This is a genomic window from Rhizobium sp. R339 (assembly GCF_002211395.1).
In the GTDB taxonomy this organism is placed as follows: domain Bacteria; phylum Pseudomonadota; class Alphaproteobacteria; order Rhizobiales; family Rhizobiaceae; genus Rhizobium.
In genome coordinates, this window is the sequence record NZ_LOKV01000012.1 from 602,114 (window position 1) to 622,701 (window position 20,588).

The following is a 20,588-nucleotide window of genomic DNA, read 5'->3' on the forward strand; positions in this document are numbered from 1 at the left end:
ACTGGGGACACGAAATGACGAAGTCTCTGCCTGAATTCAAATATATGAGTTTCGACGTCGTCGGGACCTTGATCGATTTTGAAGGCGGCCTGAAGTCCTGCCTTCAGGAGATCGCCGCCGAGGCGGGCGTGGCTATCGACGGCGAGCAGGCGCTGACGCTTTATCGCGCCGCCCGCTACAGCGAGGATGCGATCCTTTTCCCGGATGATCTCGTGCGCGTCTATCTCGTGATCGCGCCCGATCTCGGCCTGCCTGTCGACAAGGCCTATGGCGAGCGCCTGCGCGATTCCGCCAGGACATGGAAGGCATTTCCCGACAGCGCGGCCGCCATGGCGCGGCTTGCCCGCGACTATCGGCTGATCGCCATGACCAATGCCCGCCGCTGGGCCTTCGACCATTTCTCCGCCGAGCTCGGCAACCCGTTCCACGCCGCTTTCACGGCCGACGATACCGGCACGGAAAAGCCGGATCCGGCCTTCTTCGAGAGCGTCTTCGACTTCGTGGCCGGCGAGGGCGCGTCCAAAAGCGATATTCTGCACGTGGCCCAGAGCCAATATCATGACATCGGCATCTCGCGTGCGCTCGGCATGACCAATTGCTGGATCGAGCGCCGCCATGCGCAGAAGGGATATGGCGGCACCATCGAGCCGGCCGAATTCACCGAGCCCGACTACCACTTCACCTCGATGGCGGGGCTCGCCGAAGCGGTGGCCGCGGCGCAGAATTGATCTCAAAGCAATGCAACCTCGGGCCAAGCTCGCAAAGATGGGCAGCCCCCAACCGGACGACAAAAGGGGAATGACATGAGCGATAAAATCAACAACTGGACCGCGTCGGACGACGCATTGATCGAAAACGCCATCCGCCGTGGCGCGACCCGGCGCGAACTTCTGCAGCTGATGCTGGCCGGCGGCGTCGCCATGTCGGCGGGCGGCCTCATCCTCGGCCGCGCTTCGCAGGCGGTCGCCGCCACGCCCGTGGCCGGCGGCACGCTCAAGGCGGCCGGCTGGTCGTCCTCGACGGCCGACACGCTCGACCCGGCGAAGGCTTCGCTTTCGACCGACTATGTGCGCTGCTGCTCCTTCTACAACCGCCTGACGTTCCTCGATAAGACGGGCACGCCGCAGATGGAGCTTGCCGAGGCGATCGAATCCAAGGATGCGAAAGTCTGGACCGTCAAGCTGCGCAGCGGCGTGACCTTCCATGACGGCAAACCGCTGACGGCTGACGACGTCGTCTTCTCGCTGAAGCGCCATCTCGATCCGGCGGTCGGCTCCAAGGTCGCCAAGATCGCCGCGCAGATATCAGGCGTAAAGGCCGTGGACAAGCAGACCGCGGAGATCACGCTCGCCAATCCGAACGCCGACCTGCCGACGATCCTGTCGATGCACCATTTCATGATCGTCGCCGACGGCACCACCGATTTCTCCAAGGCCAACGGCACCGGCGCCTTCGTCAGGGAAGTCTTCGAGCCCGGCGTGCGCTCGGTCGGCTTCAAGAACAAGAATTACTGGAAATCCGGCCCGAACGTCGATTCCTTCGAATATTTCGCGATCAGCGACGACAATGCCCGCGTCAATGCGCTGCTATCCGGCGACATCCACCTCGCCGCCTCGATCAATCCGCGCTCGATGCGCCTGATCGAGAGCCAGGGCGCCGGTTTCGTGCTGTCGAAGACGACCTCCGGCAACTATACCAACCTCAATATCCGCCTCGACATGGAGCCCGGCAGCAAGCAGGCCTTCATCGAAGGCATGAAGTATCTCGTCAACCGCGAGCAGATCGTCAAATCGGCGCTGCGCGGCCTCGGCGAGGTCGGCAACGATCAGCCGGTTTCTCCGGTGAATTTCTATCGCGATGCCAGCCTCAAGCCGAAATCCTTCGATCCCGACAAGGCGAAGTCGCTCTTCCAGAAGGCCGGCGTCCTCGGGCAGTCGATCCCGATCATCGCTTCGGAAGCGGCCAACTCCTCAATCGACATGGCCATGATCATCCAGGCCGCAGGCGCCGAGATCGGCATGAAGCTCGACGTCCAGCGCGTTCCCTCGGACGGTTACTGGGACAATTACTGGCTCAAGGCACCGGTTCATTTCGGCAACATCAATCCGCGCCCGACACCCGACATTCTGTTTTCGCTGCTCTACGCATCGGACGCGCCTTGGAACGAAAGCCAATACAAGTCCGAGAAATTCGACAAGATGCTGGTGGAAGCGCGCGGCCTGCTCGACCAGGAGAAGCGCAAGACCATCTACAACGAGATGCAGGGCATGGTCGCCGAACAGGCCGGCACCATCATTCCCGCCTATATCTCCAACGTCGACGCGACCTCCGCCAAGCTCAAGGGCCTGGAACCCAATCCGCTCGGCGGCCAGATGGGCTATGCCTTTGCGGAATATGTCTGGCTCGAAGCCTGAGGAAGCAAATGGCCGGGGACGGAAATTGTCCCCGGCATGCTTTCCCGATTGCGTTATAATCTCAGCAGAATGCCGAAGGGAGCGCGCGCATGAACAAAGAGGTGCTGTCCCTCATATCGAGCCGGCTGCTCGTTGCCCTGATCACACTGGTGATCGTCTCCTTCGCCGTGTTTTTCGCCACGACGATGCTGCCTGGCGATACGGCGACCATCCTGCTCGGGCAGGCGGCGACGCCGGAAGCCGTCGAAGGCCTTCGCAAGGCCATGCATCTGGACGAGCCGGCCTTCCTGCGTTTCCTTCACTGGCTCTCCGGCCTGCTCGCAGGCGATCTCGGCACGTCCTATGCCAATGACATGCCGATCAGCCAGCTGATCGGTGGCCGCTTCGCCAATACGATGAAACTGGCCGGCGTCACCGCGCTGTTTTCCGTGCCGATCGCGCTGACGCTCGGCATTACCGCGGCGATGCTCCGCGGCTCGATCTACGACCGTGCCGTCACCATCCTGACGATCGGCGTGATATCGGTGCCGGAGTTCATGGTCGCGACCTCGGCGGTGCTGATCTTTGCCGTCTATCTCAAATGGCTGCCGGCACTTTCGCTCGCCAACGAAGTCCACACCTTTGCCGACATGCTGCGCGTTTACGCCATGCCTGTCATCACGCTGACCTTCGTCGTATCGGCGCAGATGATCCGCATGACGCGGGCCGCGGTCGTGGAAACGCTGAGCACGCCCTATGTCGAGATGGCGCTTCTGAAAGGCGCGTCGCGCACCCGCATCGTGCTCAGGCATGCCCTTCCCAATGCGCTCGGCCCGATCGTCAACGCGATTGCGCTGTCGCTCTCCTATCTGCTGGGCGGGGTGATCATCGTCGAAACCATCTTCAATTATCCCGGCATCGCGAAACTGATGGTCGATGCGGTCGCCACGCGCGACCTGCCGCTGATCCAGAGCTGCGCAATGATCTTCTGCCTCGGCTACCTGATCCTCATCACGCTTGCCGACATTGTCGCCATTCTTTCCAATCCGAGGCTGCGATGACATCCCATATCGAACAACGGCCCGCCGTGACGCGCCGGCTCGGCTATCGCTTCAATCTCGTCGGCCTCCTGGGGCTTGCCGTCATCCTGTTCTGGGCCTTCATCGCGATCTTCGCGCATCTGCTGATCCCCTACCCGGTCGGCGAGATCGTCGATACCGATTATTTCGGGCCGATGTCCCAGCAGTTCTGGATGGGGTCGGACTATCTCGGCCGCGATGTCTTCTCGCGAATCCTGATGGGCGCGCGCTATACGGTCGGCATCTCGCTGGCGGCGGTGACGATCGCCTGCTTCAGCGGCGTCGTGCTCGGCATGATCGCGGCCGTCGCCGGAGGCTGGCTTGATACGCTGCTCTCCCGCTTTCTCGATGCCTTGAATTCCATTCCGAGCAAGCTCTTCGGCCTGGTCGTGGTCGCCGCCGTCGGGTCGTCGATCCCGGTGCTGATCCTGACGCTTTCGGTGATTTACATCCCGGGTTCCTACCGTTTCGCGCGGGCGCTCGCCGTCAACGTCAATTCCATGGACTTCATCACCGTCGCCCGCATCCGCGGCGAAAGCACCCTTTATCTGATCCGCTCGGAAATCCTGCCGAATATCGTCGGTCCCGTGCTTGCCGATCTCGGGCTCCGCTTCGTGTTCATCGTTCTCCTGCTCTCCGGCCTTTCCTTCCTAGGGCTCGGCGTGCAGCCGCCCTATGCGGACTGGGGCGCGCTCGTGCGTGAAAACATCGGCGGCCTGCCTTTCGGGGCGCCCGCCGTCATGTTCCCATCGCTTGCGATCGCCAGCCTCACGATCAGCGTGAACCTGTTGATCGACAACCTGCCGCAGAAAATCCGCGATCGGAGCGAGTGATGACCAATCTCGTCGAAATCCGCGACCTCAGGGTCGAAGCCACCACCGATTCCGGCCGGCGTGTCGAAATCATCCGGGGCGTCAGCCTCGACATATCAGAAGGCGAGATCGTCGCGCTGATCGGCGAAAGCGGCTCGGGCAAGACGACGATCGCGCTCACCCTGATGGGGCATTCGCGACCGGGCTGCCGCATTTCGGGCGGCAGCGTCTCGCTTGCCGGCAAGGACATGGTCAAGCTCGGCGAAAAGCAGCGCGCCAGGCTGCGCGGCACCGAAGTTGCCTATGTGCCGCAATCGGCCGCCGCCGCCTTCAACCCGGCCATATCGATCATGGATCAGGTAATCGAAGTCACGCGCATCCACGGGCTGATGTCCGCCGACGAGGCAAGACGCCGTGCGGTCGAACTTTTCCGGGCGCTTTCGCTGCCCGAGCCCGAAATCATCGGATCCCGTTACCCCCACCAGGTCTCCGGCGGCCAGCTGCAGCGCCTGTCGGCGGCGATGGCGCTGATCGGCAACCCGAAGCTGATGATCTTCGACGAGCCGACGACGGCGCTCGACGTGACGACGCAGATCGAAGTGCTGCGCGCCTTCAAGTCGGCGATGAAGACGGGCGGCATATCGGGCGTCTACGTCTCGCATGACCTTGCGGTCGTCGCCCAGATCGCCGACCGGATCGTCGTGCTGAAGGGTGGCGAGGTCCAGGAGACCGGCACGACGGAAGAAATCCTGACCGCGGCAAAGCATCCCTATACGCGCGAACTCTTGGCCGCCTTCGGGCCGAAGGCGCGCAATCCGGAAGCCGATATCGAGGCCGTGCCGGCGCCGCTGCTGACCATCCAGGATGTCGTTGCCGGCTACGGCCAGCGCCAGGCCGATGGCCTGCCTCTGGTGCGCGCCGTCCAGAATATCAGCCTCAAGGTCGAGAAGGGGCGCAACCTCGGCATTATCGGCGAATCCGGCTGCGGCAAGTCGACCCTTGCCCGCACCATTGCCGGCATCCTGCCGGCCGCCTTCGGCAAGATCGTCTTCGACGGCAAGGAGCTCGGCCACAGCGCCCGCGAGCGCTCGCGCGACCAGCTGCGCGAGATGCAGATCGTCTTCCAATATGCCGATACGGCGCTCAACCCGGCAAAATCCGTCGAGGACATCCTCGACCGGCCGCTCGTCTTCTACCACGCCATGCCGGCCAAGGCGCGCAGCGCCCGCATCGACGAATTGATGGACATGGTCCGCCTGCCGCGCAGCCTGCGCCATCGCCGGCCGGGAGAGCTTTCCGGCGGGCAGAAGCAGCGCGTGAATTTCGCCCGGGCGCTTGCCGCCGATCCGAAGCTGATCCTCTGCGACGAGATCACCTCGGCGCTCGATACGGTGGTCGCAGCCGCGGTGATCGACCTCCTCAAGGAACTGCAGCGGGAGCTCGGCCTCTCCTACATCTTCATCAGCCACGACCTCTCCGTCGTGGAGGCGATCTGCGACGAGATCGTGGTGATGTATGGCGGCAGGAAGGTCGAGGAAATCACACCGGAGAAGATCAAGACGGCGCAGCATCCCTATTCCCAGCTGCTTTTCTCCTCGGTGCCGAAGCTCGATCCAGCCTGGCTCGACGGGCTGACGCAGGATCCGGAACTGGTGCGCGCCTATAGCAGGAGTTAGCGCACAGACCTTCAGAGGCAGTGTAGTGGCCCTATTTCCTAGAGCGGAAACAGGCTCGTCAGCGGCATATGTGCTCTCACGATCGGCGATTTCAGGACGACGAAACTGAAATATTTGTCGATGCCGACATCCATGTCGGTGAGGCGCTCCATGATCGTCTGGTATTCGCCGATCCCCGAGGTGACGAATTTGACGAGGTAGTCGTAGCCGCCGGAAACGAGATGGCATTCGATGACCTGCTCGACCTTCTCGATCGCCGCCAGGAAGCGGGCGAAATCGATCTGGCGATGGTTCTTCAGGGTGATCTCCGTGAAGACAGTGAGGGTCTGGCCGAGCTTGCCGACGTTGATCTGGGCCGAGTAACCTTCGATATATCCCTCCGCCTGCAGCTTTTTCACGCGCATCAGGCAGGGGCTCGGAGAAAGGGCGACGAGATCGGCCAGTTCCACATTGGTGATGCGCCCGTTCTTCTGCAATTCGTGGAGGATCTTGACGTCGATACGATCGAGTTTCACGAAGCACCTTTTCGGGTTATGGCCGATACAGGATGCGGCAGATTATGCTGCCGGTTTCCCTTTATCGAAGGTAACACATTGCACCTGCCTGTCTATTTCGTTTTGCGAGCATGCGTGAAGCACAACTGTCTGCCCGCTTCGCGCAAGACGGCATGTTCTGCTGCCGGCCGGCCGAACTCCAGCAACGCCTTATCGGCAAATCCCGCTAGATTACGCCGCAAACGGAGAATACCCCATGCCGGCGCCGCTGAAACTCGTTGAAACGCCCCTGAAGCTTCCCGCCGCTGCCGATGCCGTGGTGATCGGAGGCGGCATCATCGGCGTATTTACGGCCTATTATCTGGCGCTGCGCGGCATGAAGGTGGTTCTCATCGAGAAGGGCCGGATCGGCGCGGAACAATCGAGCCGGAACTGGGGCTGGTGCCGCCAGCAGAACCGCGATGCGCGGGAGCTGCCGATGGCGACGAAGAGCCTCGATCTCTGGGAGCGTTTCGCAGCTGAGTCTGGCGAGGATACCGGTTTTCGCCGCTGCGGGCTTTTCTATCTGAGCAACAGCGATGAGGAACTGGCCGGCTGGGTGCGCTGGCGCGATTTTGCCCGCACCGCCGGCGTCACCACGCATATGCTCGACGGCGCTCAGGCGACGGAGCGCGGCCGCGCGACGGGCAAGCCGTGGAAGGGCGGCGTCTTCTCGCCGACGGATGGGACGGCCGATCCGGCCAATGCGGCTCCGGCCGTGTCGCGGGCGATCCTGAAGCTCGGCGGCACGATCCGCCAGTCCTGCGCCGCCCGTGGCATCGAGACCGAAGGCGGCCGCCTTTCCGCGGTCGTGACCGAACACGGCACCATTCGAACCAGGGTCGCGGTGCTTGCCGGCGGCGCCTGGGCCTCGTCCTTCTGCCACCAGCTCGGCATCCGTTTCCCGCAGGCCTCGATCCGGTCCTCGATCCTTTCGGTGTCATCCCCTGCCGCGGCGCTGCCGGATGCGCTGCATACATCGGCCGTTTCCGCGACGCGCCGCGGCGACGGCGGTTATACGCTGGCCATCAGCGGCGGCGGGCGCGTCGATCCGACGCCGCAGCAATTCCGCTACGCGCAGCAATTTCTGCCGATGTTCATCCGGCGCTGGCGCAGCCTTGCGCCGGGCGGCCTGGAGGGGGTGAGATCAGGCCACGAAACCTTGCGGCGCTGGCGGCTGGACGCGCCGACGCCGATGGAACGGATGCGCATCCTCGATCCGAAGGTCGATCAGGCGACGATCCAACGCACCTATGCGCGGGCGCTCGAACTGCTGCCCGCCCTGCGCGATACGAAGATTACCGCCGCCTGGGCCGGTTATGTCGACAGCACACCGGATGGCGTGCCCGGCATCGGCGAAATCACATCGATTCCGGGCTTCATCCTGGCCGCCGGCTTCAGCGGCCATGGCTTCGGCATCGGCCCCGGCGCCGGCCATCTGATCGCCGATATGATCAGCGGCGATACGCCGATCGTCGATCCCAAGCCTTATCACCCCGAACGTTTCAAGCGATCGGCCTGGGGCAAAGTCGCCGATTTCTAAAGCTGACCGAAGTCGAGGGTGCTTCGCATGAAACTCGTTGCAGAAGCTGCTGCAGGCGAGCGTCATTCAACAAATTTGACCATCACGCCCGGCTTCACCATCCCGCCGAGCTCTTCCGCATCCCAGTTGGTCAGGCGGACACAGCCGTGCGATCCGACTTTGTCGATCAGCTCGGGATCGGGCGTGCCGTGAATGCCGTAGGTCGGCTCGGTCAGGTCGATCCAGATGCTGCCGACCGGCCCGTTGGGTCCTTTGGGGATGGTGAGGACCTTGTTGTTTTTCCCCTGCTTGAAATTCACCTTGGGATCGTAGCGGTAGACGGGCATGCGGGCGACGCCCTTGACCTTGTGGGTGCCGCTGGGGGAAGGATTGCCTTCGCTGCCGACCGTTGCCGGATAGGCGGCAAGCAGCGCGCCGCGCTCGTCATAGGCCAGCACCTGCCCCGTCTTGCCGTTCACCTCGATGCGCTTGACCTTTCCGTCTCTTGGAGATCCCGTTACCACGACTTGTATCGTCTTGCCGGGCGCGAAATCGGCACCTGGATTGAGCGCCTTCATCAGATCGATATCCATGTGGAACCGCTCCGACAGTTTCTCCTCCACGCTGGTATATCCCATGCTCGCCATCTTCGCCTTTTCGCCGTAATCCTCGGGAATGCGCTCGACGAGACCGGCGGCGTCTTCCTTGGTGATGGCGTAGCCTTCGACGATCGGCGGACCGGCTTCGAGCCGGCTGATCACCTCGGGATCGAGTTTTCCATCCTCGGGAAGCTTGTTCATCGCCGCGAAGCCGGCCACAGCCTTGCCGACATTCTCGCCATAGAGGCCATCGATCACGCCGGGAGAGGCGCCGGCGCGGTCGAGAAGCACCTGGAGGCGCACGATTGCGGGATCCGGGTCCGGCGACGGTTTCTTCGGACGCTCCGTTGCGAGCGAATCGAGGGAGGCCGTGTTGACGGACTCCGGCGACAGCTCCAGCGCATTTGCCGTGTCGAGGGAAAAAAGCAAAACAAGCGTTGCGATCGATGTGACGGTTTTCATGAACCATCAAATGATCATAGGAACTACTTGTTCCCTAAGGAGGGAAAGAGCGTCGGTCAGCGCTTACGCTGCCGCCGCCCCCTCTCGCTTGCGGGTTTTAGGCTGGGCTACTGCAGAATGCGCGGGATCTGCAGATTTTCCTGGGCAACGCCGGGCATGGCGCCGAAGCCGCTGCCTTCCAGGCCGGTCGCCACGACGGAGACACGGAACCTGCCGTCGAGATTGCGGTCGAAGATGGCGCCGACGACGATTTCGGCATCTGCCTGCACTTCGTCGCGAATGCGGCTCGCCGCCTCGTCGACTTCGAACAGCGTCATATCGGAACCGCCCGAAATCGAGATCAGAACGCCCTTGGCGCCCTTCATCGAGAGATCGTCGAGCAGCGGGTTCGCGATTGCGCCCTCGGCCGCCTTCATGGCACGGCCTTCGCCGGAAGCTTCGCCCGTGCCCATCATCGCTCGTCCCATGCCGCGCATCACCGACTTCACATCGGCGAAGTCGAGGTTGATCAGGCCTTCCTTGACGATGAGATCGGTGATGCAGCCGACGCCCGAATAAAGCACGCGGTCGGCGGTCATGAAGGCATCGGCGAAGGTCGTTTTCGCGTCGGCGACGCGGAAGAGGTTCTGATTGGGAATGACGATGACGGTATCGGCGGCCTGGCGAAGCGCCTCGATGCCGGCCTCCGCCGTCTTCATGCGGCGATTGCCTTCGAAGGAAAACGGCTTGGTGACGACGCCGACGGTCAAAATGCCCGCCGAGCGAGCGGCCTGGGCAATCACCGATGCGGCGCCCGTCCCCGTTCCGCCGCCCATGCCGGCGGTGACGAAGCACATGTGCGAACCGCTGAGGTGGTCCATGATCTCGTCGAGCGACTCCTCGGCGGCCGCACGGCCGACTTCCGGCAGCGAACCCGCGCCGAGACCTTCGGTCACCTGCGCTCCGAGCTGAATGCGCCGGGAGGCCTTCGAGGTCGCGAGGACCTGCGCATCCGTGTTTGCGGCAATGAACTCGACGCCGGCCAAATTCTCCGCGATCATGTTGTTAATCGCATTTCCGCCGCCGCCACCGACGCCAATGACGGTGATATGCGGCCGCAGCCCCACAATGCTGCTCTTGGCGTCCGTCATCATATGCTCCTTCATGCCCCGTGGATGGTCCGTCTTCGCCCGTAACGAATCACTGGTCACATTAAGAACATAAAATGGCGGAGGCGGGGCGAAAGAATTTGTCTGCGGCGGAGTTTGGCTCGCCCTGTGTGGACTATCGGGCACGGTCGTCAGTGCCGGCCGGGACAGCCTTGGCGTCCCAGTCCCGCAGCGCATCGCAGAGCTCGGCCCGCGTCGGCGCGCCGATGCGCCCGCCGAACACCTGGCATTTGAGCGCCGCCGCCATGGACGACAGCCGCATCGTCTCTTCGATGGGCATGCCTTCGGCGATGGCGAGCGCGAAAGCGCCGTGGAAGATATCGCCGGCCGCAAGCGTATCGATGGCTTTGACGCGGGGTGCGGCGAGATGAAAGACGTTGCCGGTCGGCTCATCGAACCAGAAGCAACCGTTTTCGCCTGCGGTGACGCTGATGAAGGCCTGCGCGAATTTTCGCTTCAAGCGGCTGACCACCTCCACCGGATCGGCCGTTCCGGCAAGCCGCCCGGCGGCCGGCTCAGAGAAGACGATGTGGCTTGCCGCCGGCGCGAGCATCTCGATCACGCCATCGCCTGCAACGTCGCCGTCGAGGATGGCGGGTTTGCCCGTTCCTCTTGCCGCCGACAGCGTCGCCAGCGCAAGTTTCGGCCATCGCACGTCGACGAGCACGGCATCGAAGGATGCGATGTCCCGTTGCGTGACGGGCCTCGCCGTATCGTGCAGCCGCGCATCGTAGAAAGGCACGATCAGGCGCTCGCCCTGATCATCGATCAGGATCGTCGAGACGGCCGAGCGGGCGCCTTGCGCAACCACCATGCCGCTCGTGTCTATGCCGCTCTCGCTGAGATCGGCGATGATGCGTTCGCCGGTGGCGTCGTCGCCGACGGCGCCCCAGAGGCTGGCCCTGCCGCCGAGGCGGGCGACGGCGAAGGCGGCGCTCGACGCCATGCCTTCGGCGATCTGCAGCATCTCATAGGGCAGGATCTTGCCCTGGCCGGTGGGCAGCGCACGCACGCGAAACAGGGTGTCCAGAACCGCCGCGCCGACGCAGAGTAGGCGGCGCGCTGAACCGGGCGGTGGATCGAAGGCGAAGGAGGCCGTCACGATCTTCGTCTCATTTCGTCATTTGACGGCCCCGGCCGTCAGGCCGGCCACGATCTGCCGCTGTGCAAACACCGTCAGGATCAGCACCGGCAGGGTGACGATCAAGGCGGCGGCCGCCAGCGGACCCCAACTGACTTGTTCGAAGGACAGCATGTTGTAGACGGCGACAGGAAGGGTGCGCGTCTCGCGGCTGGCGAGCACGATGCCGAAGACGAAATTGTTCCAGGAGAAGATCACCGAGAGGATGAACGCGACGACGATGCCGGGCCTTGCGATCGGCAGCGCTACCAGACGGAAAACCTGCCAGGGTGTCGCGCCATCGATGCTCGCGGCCTCTTCCAGTTCCATCGGCGTCGTCTCGAAATAGCCGATCATGATCCAGACGACGATCGGCACTGTGACGACGAGATGGATGATGATCTGCGGCATCAGCGTGCCGAGCAGGTTCAGCCACTGGAACAGCAGGAAGAGCGGGATCAGGAAGGAAAGGCCCGGCGTCATGCGCGCGATCATGATGACCATGGCGGACTTTTCTGCCTTCAACCGCGCGATGCCGTATCCGGCGGGCACGCCGATCAGCAACGCCAAAAGCGTGGCCGCACCCGTCACCAGCACTGAATTCCAGAGATAAAGGAAGAAGTTGTTCTCCTCGAAGACCTTCAGATAATTCGACCAGGCGAAACGCTCCGGAATGAAGATCGGCGGATAGGCGCCGTTGTCGATCTCGTATTTCAGCGACAGCGAGATCATCCAGAGGAAGAACAGCACGACCGGCGAGATCATCACCAGGGCGACGAACAGCAGTCCGATGCGATCGAGCGTCTTGCGCTTCATCAGCGTGCCTCCCCGTCCGACCAGTTCACGCGCTGCCGGATCATCATGAGGACGAAGGAGAGCAGGACGATGAGGATGAAGAAGACGACCGCCATGGCCGAGCCATAGCCGATATCGTAATAGGCGAAAGCGGTGTTGTAGAGATAGATGTTGATGGTTTCCGACGCCGTGCCGGGGCCGCCCTGGGTCATGGCATAGATGATGTCGAAGCTCTTCACGGCATCGATGCTGCGGATGATCACAGCGATCATCAGGAACGGCGCGATCATCGGCAGCGTCAGATAGCGGAATTTCTGCCAGACATTGGCGCCGTCGATCTCGGCGCTTTCATAGGGCTCGCGCGGAACGGCCGCCAGACCGCCGAGCACGATCAGCATGACGAGCGGCGTCCACTGCCAGCTCTCGACGAGAACCAGGGAAGGAATGACGCTGCGCTGATTGTAGATCCATTCCTGCGGGCCGATGCCGACGAAGGAGAGGAGATAGTTGAGGACGCCGAGCTGCGGGTGGTACATCATCGTCCAGACGAGCGCGATGGCGACCGGGGTCGCCATCATCGGCATGACGAATATGCCTCGTATGAGGCCGCGCAGCGGAAACTGGGCATCGAAGATCAGCGCCGCGAGCGTCCCCAGAAACAGGGGGACGACCACGGAAAGCGTCGTATAGAGCACCGTGTGCCACAGCGACTCCCAGAAGCGCATGTCGGTCGCGAGACGGATATAATTGTCCAGCCCCGCAAAGACCTGCGACTGACCGAGCGTCCAACTGTTGACGCTCATCCACACCGTAAACACCCATGGAAAGACGATGACGGCTGCGATGACGATGAGCGCCGGGATGACGAAGGGCCAGTAGTTGGGAGCAAACCGGTCCGGTTTGCTCCCTCCTTTCGGCGCCTTGGCCATAGCGGCCGTTTCGATGCTTGCCGAGGCCATTATCCCTCGCTTTTCGCCAGAACGGGTTCGAACTGCGCCGTCGCTGCCTTCAACTCGGCTTCAGGATCGGCGCCGCCGATCATGTTGGTGAGGCCGACGCCATAGATATCACGGAACTCGGTGACCGGAATGATGACCGGCAGCGCGAGCTGCGAGATCTTGCCGGAGCCGACGACGGCATCGAGCCAGGCGGCCGGCATCTTGACGCCTTCTCGCACCTTGGCGTCCTCGAGCACGGACTGGCGGAACGGAACGCCGGCGCCGGCCTGCAGCAGGCGTGAGCCCATGTCATGCGAAATCGCCCATTGGCAGAAGAGATAGGCGGCTTCCTTCTTCTGGCTGGCCGCGACCACGCCGAGCCCGTCGCCGAAGGTGCCGGCGGCCTGTGCCTTCGGGCCTTTCGGCATGATGCCGTAGCCGACCCGGCCGACGACGCGCGACTTTTCCGGGTTCTCGATCGGCGGCGCAAAACCGACGCCATCCAGCCACATGCCGATCTTGCCCTGCAGGAAGGCCGACTGCGCCTCGGCCCAGTTGAAGCCGGAGACGCCGGGAGGGGCGGTCTTGGTCATCAGCTTCTGGTAAAGCTTGGCCGCATCGACCGCTTCCGGCGACGTCGTGCGCAGCTTGCCGTCGGGGCCGAGCGGGCTCGAACCGTAGCCGAGCAGCAGCGACGTCCAGACCGGCGTATTGGCGTTCTTCAGGCCGCGGGCGACGAAACCGTAGGTGTTGGTCGAGGGGTCGGTCAGCGCTTCGGCGGCACTTGCCAGCTCTTCGAAGCTGGTCGGGTAGGCCAGCCCCTTCTTCTCGAACAGCGCCTTGTTCCAGTAGATGATCCAGTAATCGACAGAGAAGGGAAGAGAGCGCAGCACACCGTCGCCATCCTTGGCGAAGGCGAGCCCTGCTTCGGCGAAATCGCTTTCCACGAGCGACGGATCGGTCAGCGCGGGATCTTTCAGGAAGCCGCTGATATCGGCAAGCCAGCCGCCCTTTTCGAACTGCCGCTTCTGCACGTGGTAGCTCATATGCACGACGTCGAAGCTCGGCTTGCCGGAGCTGAGCTCGATCGTCGTCTTCTGGCGCTGCTGCTGTTCGGGCGTCGCTTCGGCATTGACCTTGATGCCGGTGAGCTCCTCGAATTCGGGCAGGTACTTCAGAAGGATTTCGCTGCGGGGGCTCTTGACCAGGTTCACTTCGAGCGTGGTGCCGGTGAAGCGCTTCCAGTCGACGGCGGCGGATGCCGGGCGCATCCCGAGCATGCTGCTTGCCCCAAGCGCGGCCGTTCCCGCCAGAAAGCCTCTGCGTGTCGGATTGAAGAATGATGGCATGTGAGTCCTCCTCCTTTATGTGCCGGCGATCTCCTCACCTCCGGCGGCTTGTTTCCCGATTATATCCCCAGCGCACGATCCCTTGCATGGTTGATGTGTGCGACAAGGCTGTTGACGGCGTCCTCCGCCGATCGGCGCTCGATCGCCTCGAGCACCTTCAGATGCTCGCCCATCACCGGCCCGACATGGCCGTCGATGCGGAACCGGTCCTGGCTGATCAGGCGCATCTTGATCGAGTTCACGCGGTAGGCGTTCGAAATGATGGTATTGCCAAGCGCATCGATGAAGGCGTCATGCATGCCCCAGTCGATGGCCTGCGCGCGCAATTCCAACTCGTGCGAGCCGTCGCCGCTTCGAATGGCGTCGGCAATATCCCGATGCTGCTTGATAAGCCTGGCGATCGTTTCGTCCGAAGCCGACCGGGTAAAGAGCGCCACGGCTTCCTTCTCCAGGAAGACGCGCAGTTGGAAGGCTTCGCGAATGAGGTTGAGATCGATGTGGGCGATCTGCAGACCGCGCTGCGGCACGGTCTTGATCAGCCCCTCGGCTTCGAGCCTCGGGATGAGCTCACGGATGGCGCCGAGCGGCAGGCCCGTCAGCTCCACGAGGCGGCGCTGGGAAACGAACTGGCCGGGGCGCACGTCACGCGCAAGGAGATGGCGCGTGAAGCTCGCATACGCCTTTTCCCGCAGTGTCGGCTGCTCCTCCGTTCCGTCCATCGCCTCCTCCACAAACATGCCTGACCTATGCGGCTTTCGAGCGGAAAAGATGATCGAAAGCAAGAGCGAGCTGGGTTTGCGCTTCGCCGGATATCGAAACCAGCGGCGGACGAACCGAAATCCAGATCTCCTCCGACGCCGTGCGCGCGATCATCGCCTTCACGGCCGGGATGACGGGGTGTTTCAGAATCTCGACCACGAAATCCTCGACGCGGCTGTCGTCCCTGCCCTCCTCGGCCAGCGGCCTGAGCTCGCGGGGCGCGAAATTGGCCATGCCTGAGATCGCGCCCTGGCCGCCGAGCCGCACGGCCCGCGCCAGATGCCGCTCATCGCCAACCAGGATGATGAGATCGTTATGCGCCTTGAGCAGGCTTTCCGTATAGGGCCAGTCCCCGGCAGAATCCTTGACGCCGGTGACGATATTGGGAAAAGCGACCTTGAGACGGCCGATCAGCGACACGGTGAGCGGAACCATCGTCATCGACGGCAGATTATAGACGATGATGTCGCGCGCCTTGTCGCCCAGCAGGGCGAACACTGCCGAAAACCACTGGAAGACGCCGTCGTCGCTGACGTTCTTGAAATAGGATGGCGGAGCAAGAAGAATATTGCGGGCGCCGAGCGAAAGAGCCTGGCCGGCCTGCGTCGCCGCATCCTCGGCGGCATCGACCAGCACGCCGACGATGATGTTCTTTGCCGCGATGCCGGCATCGAGGAAGGCGGCGAGAACACGTTCCCGTTCCCGGCTTCCGATGGAGGACCCCTCACCCGTCGTCCCGAACAGCGTCACGCTGGAACATCCCGCGGCAAGGCAGCGCCGCGCCTGCACGATCATCGCTTCGATCGCAATATTGCCGTCGCTGTCGAACGGGGTGGCAAGAGCGACGGAAAGCCCGAATTTAGATGTCAACTTCATTCCTCCCAGCTGATGGGTCAGGTGTAGCAGGCTGACATGTTAGTTGTAAAGAGATGATTCATCGCTGTCTGCTTCAGGCAGGCAGTTGTCCTCAGTTCCTTCCTAAACCGTCTCGCCGGCGTCGATCCGGGCGGTCTGGCGCGTTGCGTATACGAAGGCCAGCACGAAGCCGATGGTGAGAACGAGCACGATGGTCGGCGCGGGGGCGCTGTCGATGAAGAAGGACAGGTAAACGCCGGCGAAGGAGCCGGTGACGGCGATGGCGACCGACAGGATGAGCATCGTGCTGAACTTGCGGGTCAGCAGGAAGGCGATGGCGCCGGGTGCGATCAGCATGGCGATCGAAAGGATGATGCCGACTGCCTGCAGGGCGCCGACGATGGTGAGCGAGATGAGGGCGAGCAGGCCGTAATGCAGAAAGCCGATCCTGAGACCCACGGCCTTTGCCTGCGTCGGGTCGAAAGCGTGCAGCAGGAAATCCTTCCACTTGACGCCGAGAATGCCTGCCGTGAGCGCGGCGATCGCGCCTGCCTGCGCGATGTCGGGCCAGGAGACGCCGAGCATGTCGCCGAACAGGATATGGTCGAGATGCACGTCGGACTGGATTTTGACATAGAGCACCAGGCCGAGCCCGAACATGCCGGAGAAGACGATGCCCATCACCGTATCCTGCTTGATGCGGCTGTTGTCCTTCAGGAAGCCGGTGGCGATGGCGCAGAACATGCCGGCGACGAAAGCGCCGACGGCATAGGGAAAGCCGACGATATAGGCGATGACCACGCCGGGAAAAACCGCGTGGCTGATCGCATCGCCCATCAGCGACCAGCCCTTGAGCACGACGAAGCAGGACAGGAGCGCCATCGGCACGGCGACCAGCACCGAAATGACAAGCGCATTGACCATGAATTCGAACTGGAAGGGCGACAGCAGCATTTCGGCAATGTTCATCGCGCCGCCCCCAGCGCCTCGGCGGCCCTTCGGCGCGCCGCCAGCAGGCCGTGCTTGGGCGCGAGGAAGAATGCGGTCAGGAAGATCGCCGTCTGCAGCACGACGATGATGCCGCCGGTCGCTCCATCGAGGAAGTAGCTCGCATAGGCGCCGGTGAAGCTGGTGGCCGCGCCGATGATCGCCGCGATGAGAAGCAGCCGAGGGAAACGATCGGTCAGCAGATAGGCGGTCGCGCCCGGCGTCACCACCATGCAGATGACCAGGAATGCGCCGACGGTTTGCAGGGCCGCGACGGTGGAAGCGGAAAGCAGCGTGAAGAACAGGATCTTGAGCATGGTCGGATTGAGGCCGATCGAACGGGCATGGTTCTCGTCGAAGAAGGTGACCATCAGGTCCTTCCATTTGACGAGCAGGATGGCGAGCGACACGAAGCCGATGATGGCGAGCTGCAGCGTATCCTCCGGCGTGATGGCAAGGATGTTGCCGAGCACGATCGTCTGGATGTTTACGGCCGTCGGCTGGAGCGACACCATGAACAGGCCGAGCCCGAAGAAAGAGGAAAAGATCAGGCCGATGATGGCGTCTTCCTTCAGCCTGGTGCGCTGGTTGAGGAAAAGCATGGCGGCGGCGGCAAGTCCGCCGGAAAAGAAAGCGCCGATCGAGAAGGGAAGGCCGAGCATATAGGCACCCGCCACGCCGGGGACGATCGCATGCGAGAGCGCGTCGCCGATCAGCGACCAGCCCTTCAGCATCAGGTAACAGGAGAGGAAGGCGCAGACGCCGCCGACCAGGGCCGAGACCCACATGGCGGTCAGCATATAATTATAGGTGAAGGGCTCGAGGAGAAGGGCCGTCATTCCCAGCCTCCGCCTTCCCCGTCCGATGCGCCGGCCGTCGCCTTGCCGCCGCGAAGCACGAGCGGGCGTTCGTCGTCGCTGATCAGGCCGATCGATGTCGGCCTGCCGCTCTGGGCGTCGTTCAGCACGAAATGGCGCAGCACGCCGCCGAAGGCCTTCTCCAGATTGTCCTGGGTGAAGGTCTCGAAGGTTGGCCCATAGGCGAGCACCGTGCCCTTGATCAGAATCGTCCGGTCGCAGAATTCCGGCACGGAACCGAGATTGTGGGTCGAAACCAGCATGACGCGGCCCTCGTCGCGCAGCTCGCGAAGCAGCTTGATGATCTGCTCCTCCGTTTTGACGTCGACGCCGGTAAACGGCTCGTCGAGCAGGATGACCTTTCCGTCCTGCGCCAGCGCGCGGGCGAGGAAGACCCGCTTCTTCTGGCCGCCGGAGAGCTCGCCGATCTGGCGCTTGCGGAACTCGCTCATGTTGACGCGGGCAAGCGCGGCCGCCACCGCCTGGTGATCGGCGGCCTTGGGAATGCGCATCATACCCATATGGCCGTAGCGGCCCATCATCACCACGTCCTCGACCAGAACGGGGAAGTTCCAGTCGACCTCCTCGGCCTGAGGCACATAGGCGACGAGGTTCTTTCGCAGCGCGTCCTTGACCGGCATGCCGAGCACGCGGATATCGCCCCTCGCGAGGCGCACGAAGCCCATGATCGACTTGAAGAGGGTCGATTTTCCCGAGCCGTTGACGCCGACCAGCGCGGTGATCGTGCCGGTGGGAATGGCGAAGCTCGCCTCCCGCAGTGCCGTATGGCCGTTGCGGTAGGTGACGGTCGCGCCGTCCACCAGGATCCCGGTCCCCTCGACGCCGGATGCGGCCTGCTTCTGCCGGCCGGGTTGAACACTCATCGAACAATACCCCCTTCAACACATGAATGAGGCCCCGCCCGCAGGCGAGGCCCTGCCGGCCCGATCAGGACGAGGACGCCAGGCCCTTGGCGATGGTATCCGACGTTACCCTGAGGAGATCGAGATAGGTCGGAACCGGGCCGTCGGCCTCGCTCAGCGAGTCGACATAAAGCACGCCGCCATATTTGGCGCCGGTCTCACGCGCCACCTGCTCGGCGGGCTTCGAGGAGATGGTGCTCTCGGAGAAGACGACGGTGATGCCGTTCTTGCGAACCGCGTCGATCACCTTGCGCACCTGCTGCGGCGTGCCCTGTTGATCGGCGTTGATCGGCCACAGATAGAGTTCTTTCAGGCCGAAATCGCGGGCGAGATAGGAGAAGGCGCCTTCGCTCGACACCAGCCAGCGCTTGGCCTCGGGCACGGCGGCAAGCTGCGTCTTGATGGGATCGATCGTCGCCTTGATCTTCTCCTTGTAAGCCTCGGCATTGGCCTTGTAGGTCTCGGCATTGGCGGGATCGTACTTCACGAAGGCGTCGCGGATATTGTCGACATAGATCAGCGCTGCCGTCGGCGACATCCAGGCATGCGGGTTCGGCTTGCCCTGATAGGGGCCTTCGGAAATGCCCATCGGCTCGACGCCGGTGGAGACGGTAACCTCAGGCACGTCCTTCAGATTGTGGAAGAATTTCTCGAACCAGCGTTCGAGATTGAGCCCGTTCCAGAGGACGAGCTGGGCGCCCTGGGCCCGCTGGATATCGCCTGGCGTTGGCTGATAGTTGTGGATTTCCGCGCCCGGCTTGGTGATGGATTCAACGATCGCCGCGTCACCCGCGACGTTCTTGGCGATGTCGGCGATGACGGTGAACGTCGTCACCGCCTTGAATTTTTCCTGCGCCGATGCCGGCAGAACCGTCAGCACGGCCGCAAACGCCGCTCCCATCATCCCGGTCAGAACCGACCGTCTTACCTTATCGAGCATGGATGTCTCCGGTTGCTATTGAGAGTGAATTGCAATTCACAATCGAGGCCTGCCCTCATGACAGTTCGCAAAGAGACGACCCCGGTCCCTCCATATTCTGCAATTGCGAATGAATTGCAATAAAGAATTGGCGGCCGGGCGCAAAATGATTGCAGCCCTGCCGAGGCAGTGAAAGACGCGAGGCCCTTGCCGTGTACCCTGGAAGTTGACCGGCAACGATGCCAGCCACGACGAACCCGATGATCCAGTCGGTTTCCATATCGGATCGATCCTCATGGTCAGGACATGTCGATTACCGTAAACTGATCAGCCGAAGGCCTTGAGCATAGCTCGCCGAGGCGACCCCTGGATGGAGGGCATATGTTCAAATCTGTTTCCGACAGCGCCTTTGCCACCGACGGCGGATCACTCGCGTTGTTTGTACAACGGTCTGATGGCGAAGTGGAGCAGTTCGTCATAAATCGCTCCCTCGCTTCGCGCGGGACGCCTGCTTACAACAAGGTGTCGTCGAATCTCCGCTCCCTTTCGGCGGATGATTGCCGGGCGATCGCGGCGGCTCTCGAGCCGCTGTTGCCGACAACCCCGTCGATTTATCCGCTAGCGGATTTCATCAGGACACTTAGGGAGCAACCCTGATTTTCAACGGCTGGATGGCTTCCAAACCGACCATGAGCCCCACGGCTTTTGCCCTCGCCGTCACTTGGAATGGAGCGTCGTCGACAAGGCGGTGCGCTCCATGCGCGCGGAATTTTCCGGGTCGAGATGCTCCCAATAGGAGCCTTCCTTCCGTTCAAGGCATAGGACGCGCGATGATCACGTTGCGAAAAGCGGCTGGAGAGCG

20 protein-coding genes are annotated in these 20,588 nt (G+C 62.7%); 7 read left to right on the top strand and 13 right to left on the bottom strand.

The features are described from left to right. Positions 1 to 14 precede the first annotated feature (14 nt). The 5 genes from ATY76_RS16885 to ATY76_RS16905 all read left to right on the top strand — a co-directional run bounded on the left by ATY76_RS16885 (position 15) and on the right by ATY76_RS16905 (position 5,960). Positions 15 to 728: an HAD-IA family hydrolase gene (locus ATY76_RS16885; RefSeq protein ID WP_088675867.1), complete on the top strand. Its 714-nt coding sequence runs from the start codon at positions 15 to 17 to the stop codon at positions 726 to 728. 75 nt (positions 729 to 803) lie between these two features. Next, the gene (locus ATY76_RS16890) at positions 804 to 2,414 is read left to right on the top strand and encodes an ABC transporter substrate-binding protein (RefSeq protein WP_088675868.1); all 1,611 of its coding nucleotides are present in this window, start codon (positions 804 to 806) and stop codon (positions 2,412 to 2,414) included. Between the two features lie 89 nt (positions 2,415 to 2,503). Then, a complete protein-coding gene (locus ATY76_RS16895; protein ID WP_088675869.1) occupies positions 2,504 to 3,454 on the top strand; it encodes an ABC transporter permease in 951 nt (316 codons plus the stop codon). Then, the gene (locus ATY76_RS16900; protein ID WP_088675870.1) at positions 3,451 to 4,305 is read left to right on the top strand and encodes an ABC transporter permease; all 855 of its coding nucleotides are present in this window, start codon (positions 3,451 to 3,453) and stop codon (positions 4,303 to 4,305) included. Before ATY76_RS16895 ends, ATY76_RS16900 begins: the two co-directional genes overlap by 4 nt. Beyond that, the gene (locus tag ATY76_RS16905; RefSeq protein WP_088675871.1) at positions 4,305 to 5,960 is read left to right on the top strand and encodes an ABC transporter ATP-binding protein; all 1,656 of its coding nucleotides are present in this window, start codon (positions 4,305 to 4,307) and stop codon (positions 5,958 to 5,960) included. Before ATY76_RS16900 ends, ATY76_RS16905 begins: the two co-directional genes overlap by 1 nt. A 38-nt stretch (positions 5,961 to 5,998) precedes the next feature. Here ATY76_RS16905 and ATY76_RS16910 read toward each other — a convergent pair whose 3' ends face one another. Then, positions 5,999 to 6,475 (bottom strand): Lrp/AsnC family transcriptional regulator, encoded by a 477-nt coding sequence (locus tag ATY76_RS16910; RefSeq protein WP_008532606.1) that lies wholly within the window; start codon positions 6,473 to 6,475, stop codon positions 5,999 to 6,001. 235 nt (positions 6,476 to 6,710) lie between these two features. On the opposite strand from ATY76_RS16910, the gene ATY76_RS16915 reads away from it, so the two are divergent. Then, positions 6,711 to 8,036, top strand: a complete 1,326-nt coding sequence (locus ATY76_RS16915) for an FAD-binding oxidoreductase (RefSeq protein ID WP_088675872.1) — start codon at positions 6,711 to 6,713, stop codon at positions 8,034 to 8,036. Between the two features lie 62 nt (positions 8,037 to 8,098). Here ATY76_RS16915 and ATY76_RS16920 read toward each other — a convergent pair whose 3' ends face one another. The 12 genes from ATY76_RS16920 to ATY76_RS16975 all read right to left on the bottom strand — a co-directional run bounded on the left by ATY76_RS16920 (position 8,099) and on the right by ATY76_RS16975 (position 19,747). Next, entirely contained in the window at positions 8,099 to 9,076 is a 978-nt protein-coding gene (locus ATY76_RS16920) for a L,D-transpeptidase (protein WP_088675873.1), read from the bottom strand. Between the two features lie 107 nt (positions 9,077 to 9,183). Further along, positions 9,184 to 10,206 carry a cell division protein FtsZ gene (ftsZ, locus tag ATY76_RS16925; RefSeq protein WP_088676087.1) on the bottom strand — a complete coding sequence of 341 codons (1,023 nt, stop codon included), beginning with the start codon at positions 10,204 to 10,206 and terminating at the stop codon, positions 9,184 to 9,186. A gap of 133 nt (positions 10,207 to 10,339) precedes the next feature. After that, positions 10,340 to 11,326, bottom strand: coding sequence for a sugar kinase (locus ATY76_RS16930; protein ID WP_088675874.1), 987 nt, complete (start codon positions 11,324 to 11,326; stop codon positions 10,340 to 10,342). Positions 11,327 to 11,344: 18 nt separating this feature from the next. Then, complete coding sequence (locus ATY76_RS16935; RefSeq protein ID WP_033183241.1) at positions 11,345 to 12,160, bottom strand: carbohydrate ABC transporter permease; 816 nt, start codon at positions 12,158 to 12,160, stop codon at positions 11,345 to 11,347. After that, the gene (locus ATY76_RS16940) at positions 12,160 to 13,098 is read right to left on the bottom strand and encodes a sugar ABC transporter permease (RefSeq protein WP_088675875.1); all 939 of its coding nucleotides are present in this window, start codon (positions 13,096 to 13,098) and stop codon (positions 12,160 to 12,162) included. Before ATY76_RS16940 ends, ATY76_RS16935 begins: the two co-directional genes overlap by 1 nt. Continuing rightward, the gene (locus tag ATY76_RS16945) at positions 13,098 to 14,426 is read right to left on the bottom strand and encodes a sugar ABC transporter substrate-binding protein (RefSeq protein ID WP_088675876.1); all 1,329 of its coding nucleotides are present in this window, start codon (positions 14,424 to 14,426) and stop codon (positions 13,098 to 13,100) included. Before ATY76_RS16945 ends, ATY76_RS16940 begins: the two co-directional genes overlap by 1 nt. 59 nt (positions 14,427 to 14,485) lie before the next feature. Then, positions 14,486 to 15,163 carry a GntR family transcriptional regulator gene (locus ATY76_RS16950; RefSeq protein WP_190233669.1) on the bottom strand — a complete coding sequence of 226 codons (678 nt, stop codon included), beginning with the start codon at positions 15,161 to 15,163 and terminating at the stop codon, positions 14,486 to 14,488. A 7-nt stretch (positions 15,164 to 15,170) separates the two neighbouring features. Then, positions 15,171 to 16,055 (bottom strand): dihydrodipicolinate synthase family protein, encoded by an 885-nt coding sequence (locus tag ATY76_RS16955; protein ID WP_088676088.1) that lies wholly within the window; start codon positions 16,053 to 16,055, stop codon positions 15,171 to 15,173. 108 nt (positions 16,056 to 16,163) lie between these two features. Beyond that, entirely contained in the window at positions 16,164 to 17,009 is an 846-nt protein-coding gene (locus ATY76_RS16960; protein WP_088675878.1) for a metal ABC transporter permease, read from the bottom strand. After that, a complete protein-coding gene (gene sitC, locus ATY76_RS16965; RefSeq protein ID WP_088675879.1) occupies positions 17,006 to 17,866 on the bottom strand; it encodes an iron/manganese ABC transporter permease subunit SitC in 861 nt (286 codons plus the stop codon). Before sitC ends, ATY76_RS16960 begins: the two co-directional genes overlap by 4 nt. Then, positions 17,863 to 18,768, bottom strand: coding sequence for a manganese/iron ABC transporter ATP-binding protein (locus tag ATY76_RS16970; RefSeq protein WP_088675880.1), 906 nt, complete (start codon positions 18,766 to 18,768; stop codon positions 17,863 to 17,865). The genes sitC and ATY76_RS16970 overlap by 4 nt, the downstream gene beginning before the upstream one ends. 64 nt (positions 18,769 to 18,832) lie before the next feature. Then, positions 18,833 to 19,747 carry a metal ABC transporter substrate-binding protein gene (locus tag ATY76_RS16975; protein WP_088675881.1) on the bottom strand — a complete coding sequence of 305 codons (915 nt, stop codon included), beginning with the start codon at positions 19,745 to 19,747 and terminating at the stop codon, positions 18,833 to 18,835. 360 nt (positions 19,748 to 20,107) lie between these two features. Here ATY76_RS16975 and ATY76_RS16980 point away from each other — a divergent pair, with 360 nt between their 5' ends. Beyond that, positions 20,108 to 20,383: a hypothetical protein gene (locus ATY76_RS16980; RefSeq protein WP_088675882.1), complete on the top strand. Its 276-nt coding sequence runs from the start codon at positions 20,108 to 20,110 to the stop codon at positions 20,381 to 20,383. The last annotated feature ends 205 nt before the right edge of the window (positions 20,384 to 20,588 follow it).

Coding starts and splice junctions, on each gene's coding strand:
- ATY76_RS16885 (WP_088675867.1), top strand. CDS start 15: ATGACGAAGTCTCTGCCTGAATTCAAATATATGAGTTTCGACGTCGTC.
- ATY76_RS16890 (WP_088675868.1), top strand. CDS start 804: ATGAGCGATAAAATCAACAACTGGACCGCGTCGGACGACGCATTGATC.
- ATY76_RS16895 (WP_088675869.1), top strand. CDS start 2,504: ATGAACAAAGAGGTGCTGTCCCTCATATCGAGCCGGCTGCTCGTTGCC.
- ATY76_RS16900 (WP_088675870.1), top strand. CDS start 3,451: ATGACATCCCATATCGAACAACGGCCCGCCGTGACGCGCCGGCTCGGC.
- ATY76_RS16905 (WP_088675871.1), top strand. CDS start 4,305: ATGACCAATCTCGTCGAAATCCGCGACCTCAGGGTCGAAGCCACCACC.
- ATY76_RS16915 (WP_088675872.1), top strand. CDS start 6,711: ATGCCGGCGCCGCTGAAACTCGTTGAAACGCCCCTGAAGCTTCCCGCC.
- ATY76_RS16920 (WP_088675873.1), bottom strand. CDS start 9,076: ATGAAAACCGTCACATCGATCGCAACGCTTGTTTTGCTTTTTTCCCTC.
- ftsZ (WP_088676087.1), bottom strand. CDS start 10,206: ATGACGGACGCCAAGAGCAGCATTGTGGGGCTGCGGCCGCATATCACC.
- ATY76_RS16935 (WP_033183241.1), bottom strand. CDS start 12,160: ATGAAGCGCAAGACGCTCGATCGCATCGGACTGCTGTTCGTCGCCCTG.
- ATY76_RS16940 (WP_088675875.1), bottom strand. CDS start 13,098: ATGGCCTCGGCAAGCATCGAAACGGCCGCTATGGCCAAGGCGCCGAAA.
- ATY76_RS16945 (WP_088675876.1), bottom strand. CDS start 14,426: ATGCCATCATTCTTCAATCCGACACGCAGAGGCTTTCTGGCGGGAACG.
- ATY76_RS16950 (WP_190233669.1), bottom strand. CDS start 15,163: ATGTTTGTGGAGGAGGCGATGGACGGAACGGAGGAGCAGCCGACACTG.
- ATY76_RS16960 (WP_088675878.1), bottom strand. CDS start 17,009: ATGAACATTGCCGAAATGCTGCTGTCGCCCTTCCAGTTCGAATTCATG.
- sitC (WP_088675879.1), bottom strand. CDS start 17,866: ATGACGGCCCTTCTCCTCGAGCCCTTCACCTATAATTATATGCTGACC.
- ATY76_RS16970 (WP_088675880.1), bottom strand. CDS start 18,768: ATGAGTGTTCAACCCGGCCGGCAGAAGCAGGCCGCATCCGGCGTCGAG.
- ATY76_RS16975 (WP_088675881.1), bottom strand. CDS start 19,747: ATGCTCGATAAGGTAAGACGGTCGGTTCTGACCGGGATGATGGGAGCG.
- ATY76_RS16980 (WP_088675882.1), top strand. CDS start 20,108: ATGTTCAAATCTGTTTCCGACAGCGCCTTTGCCACCGACGGCGGATCA.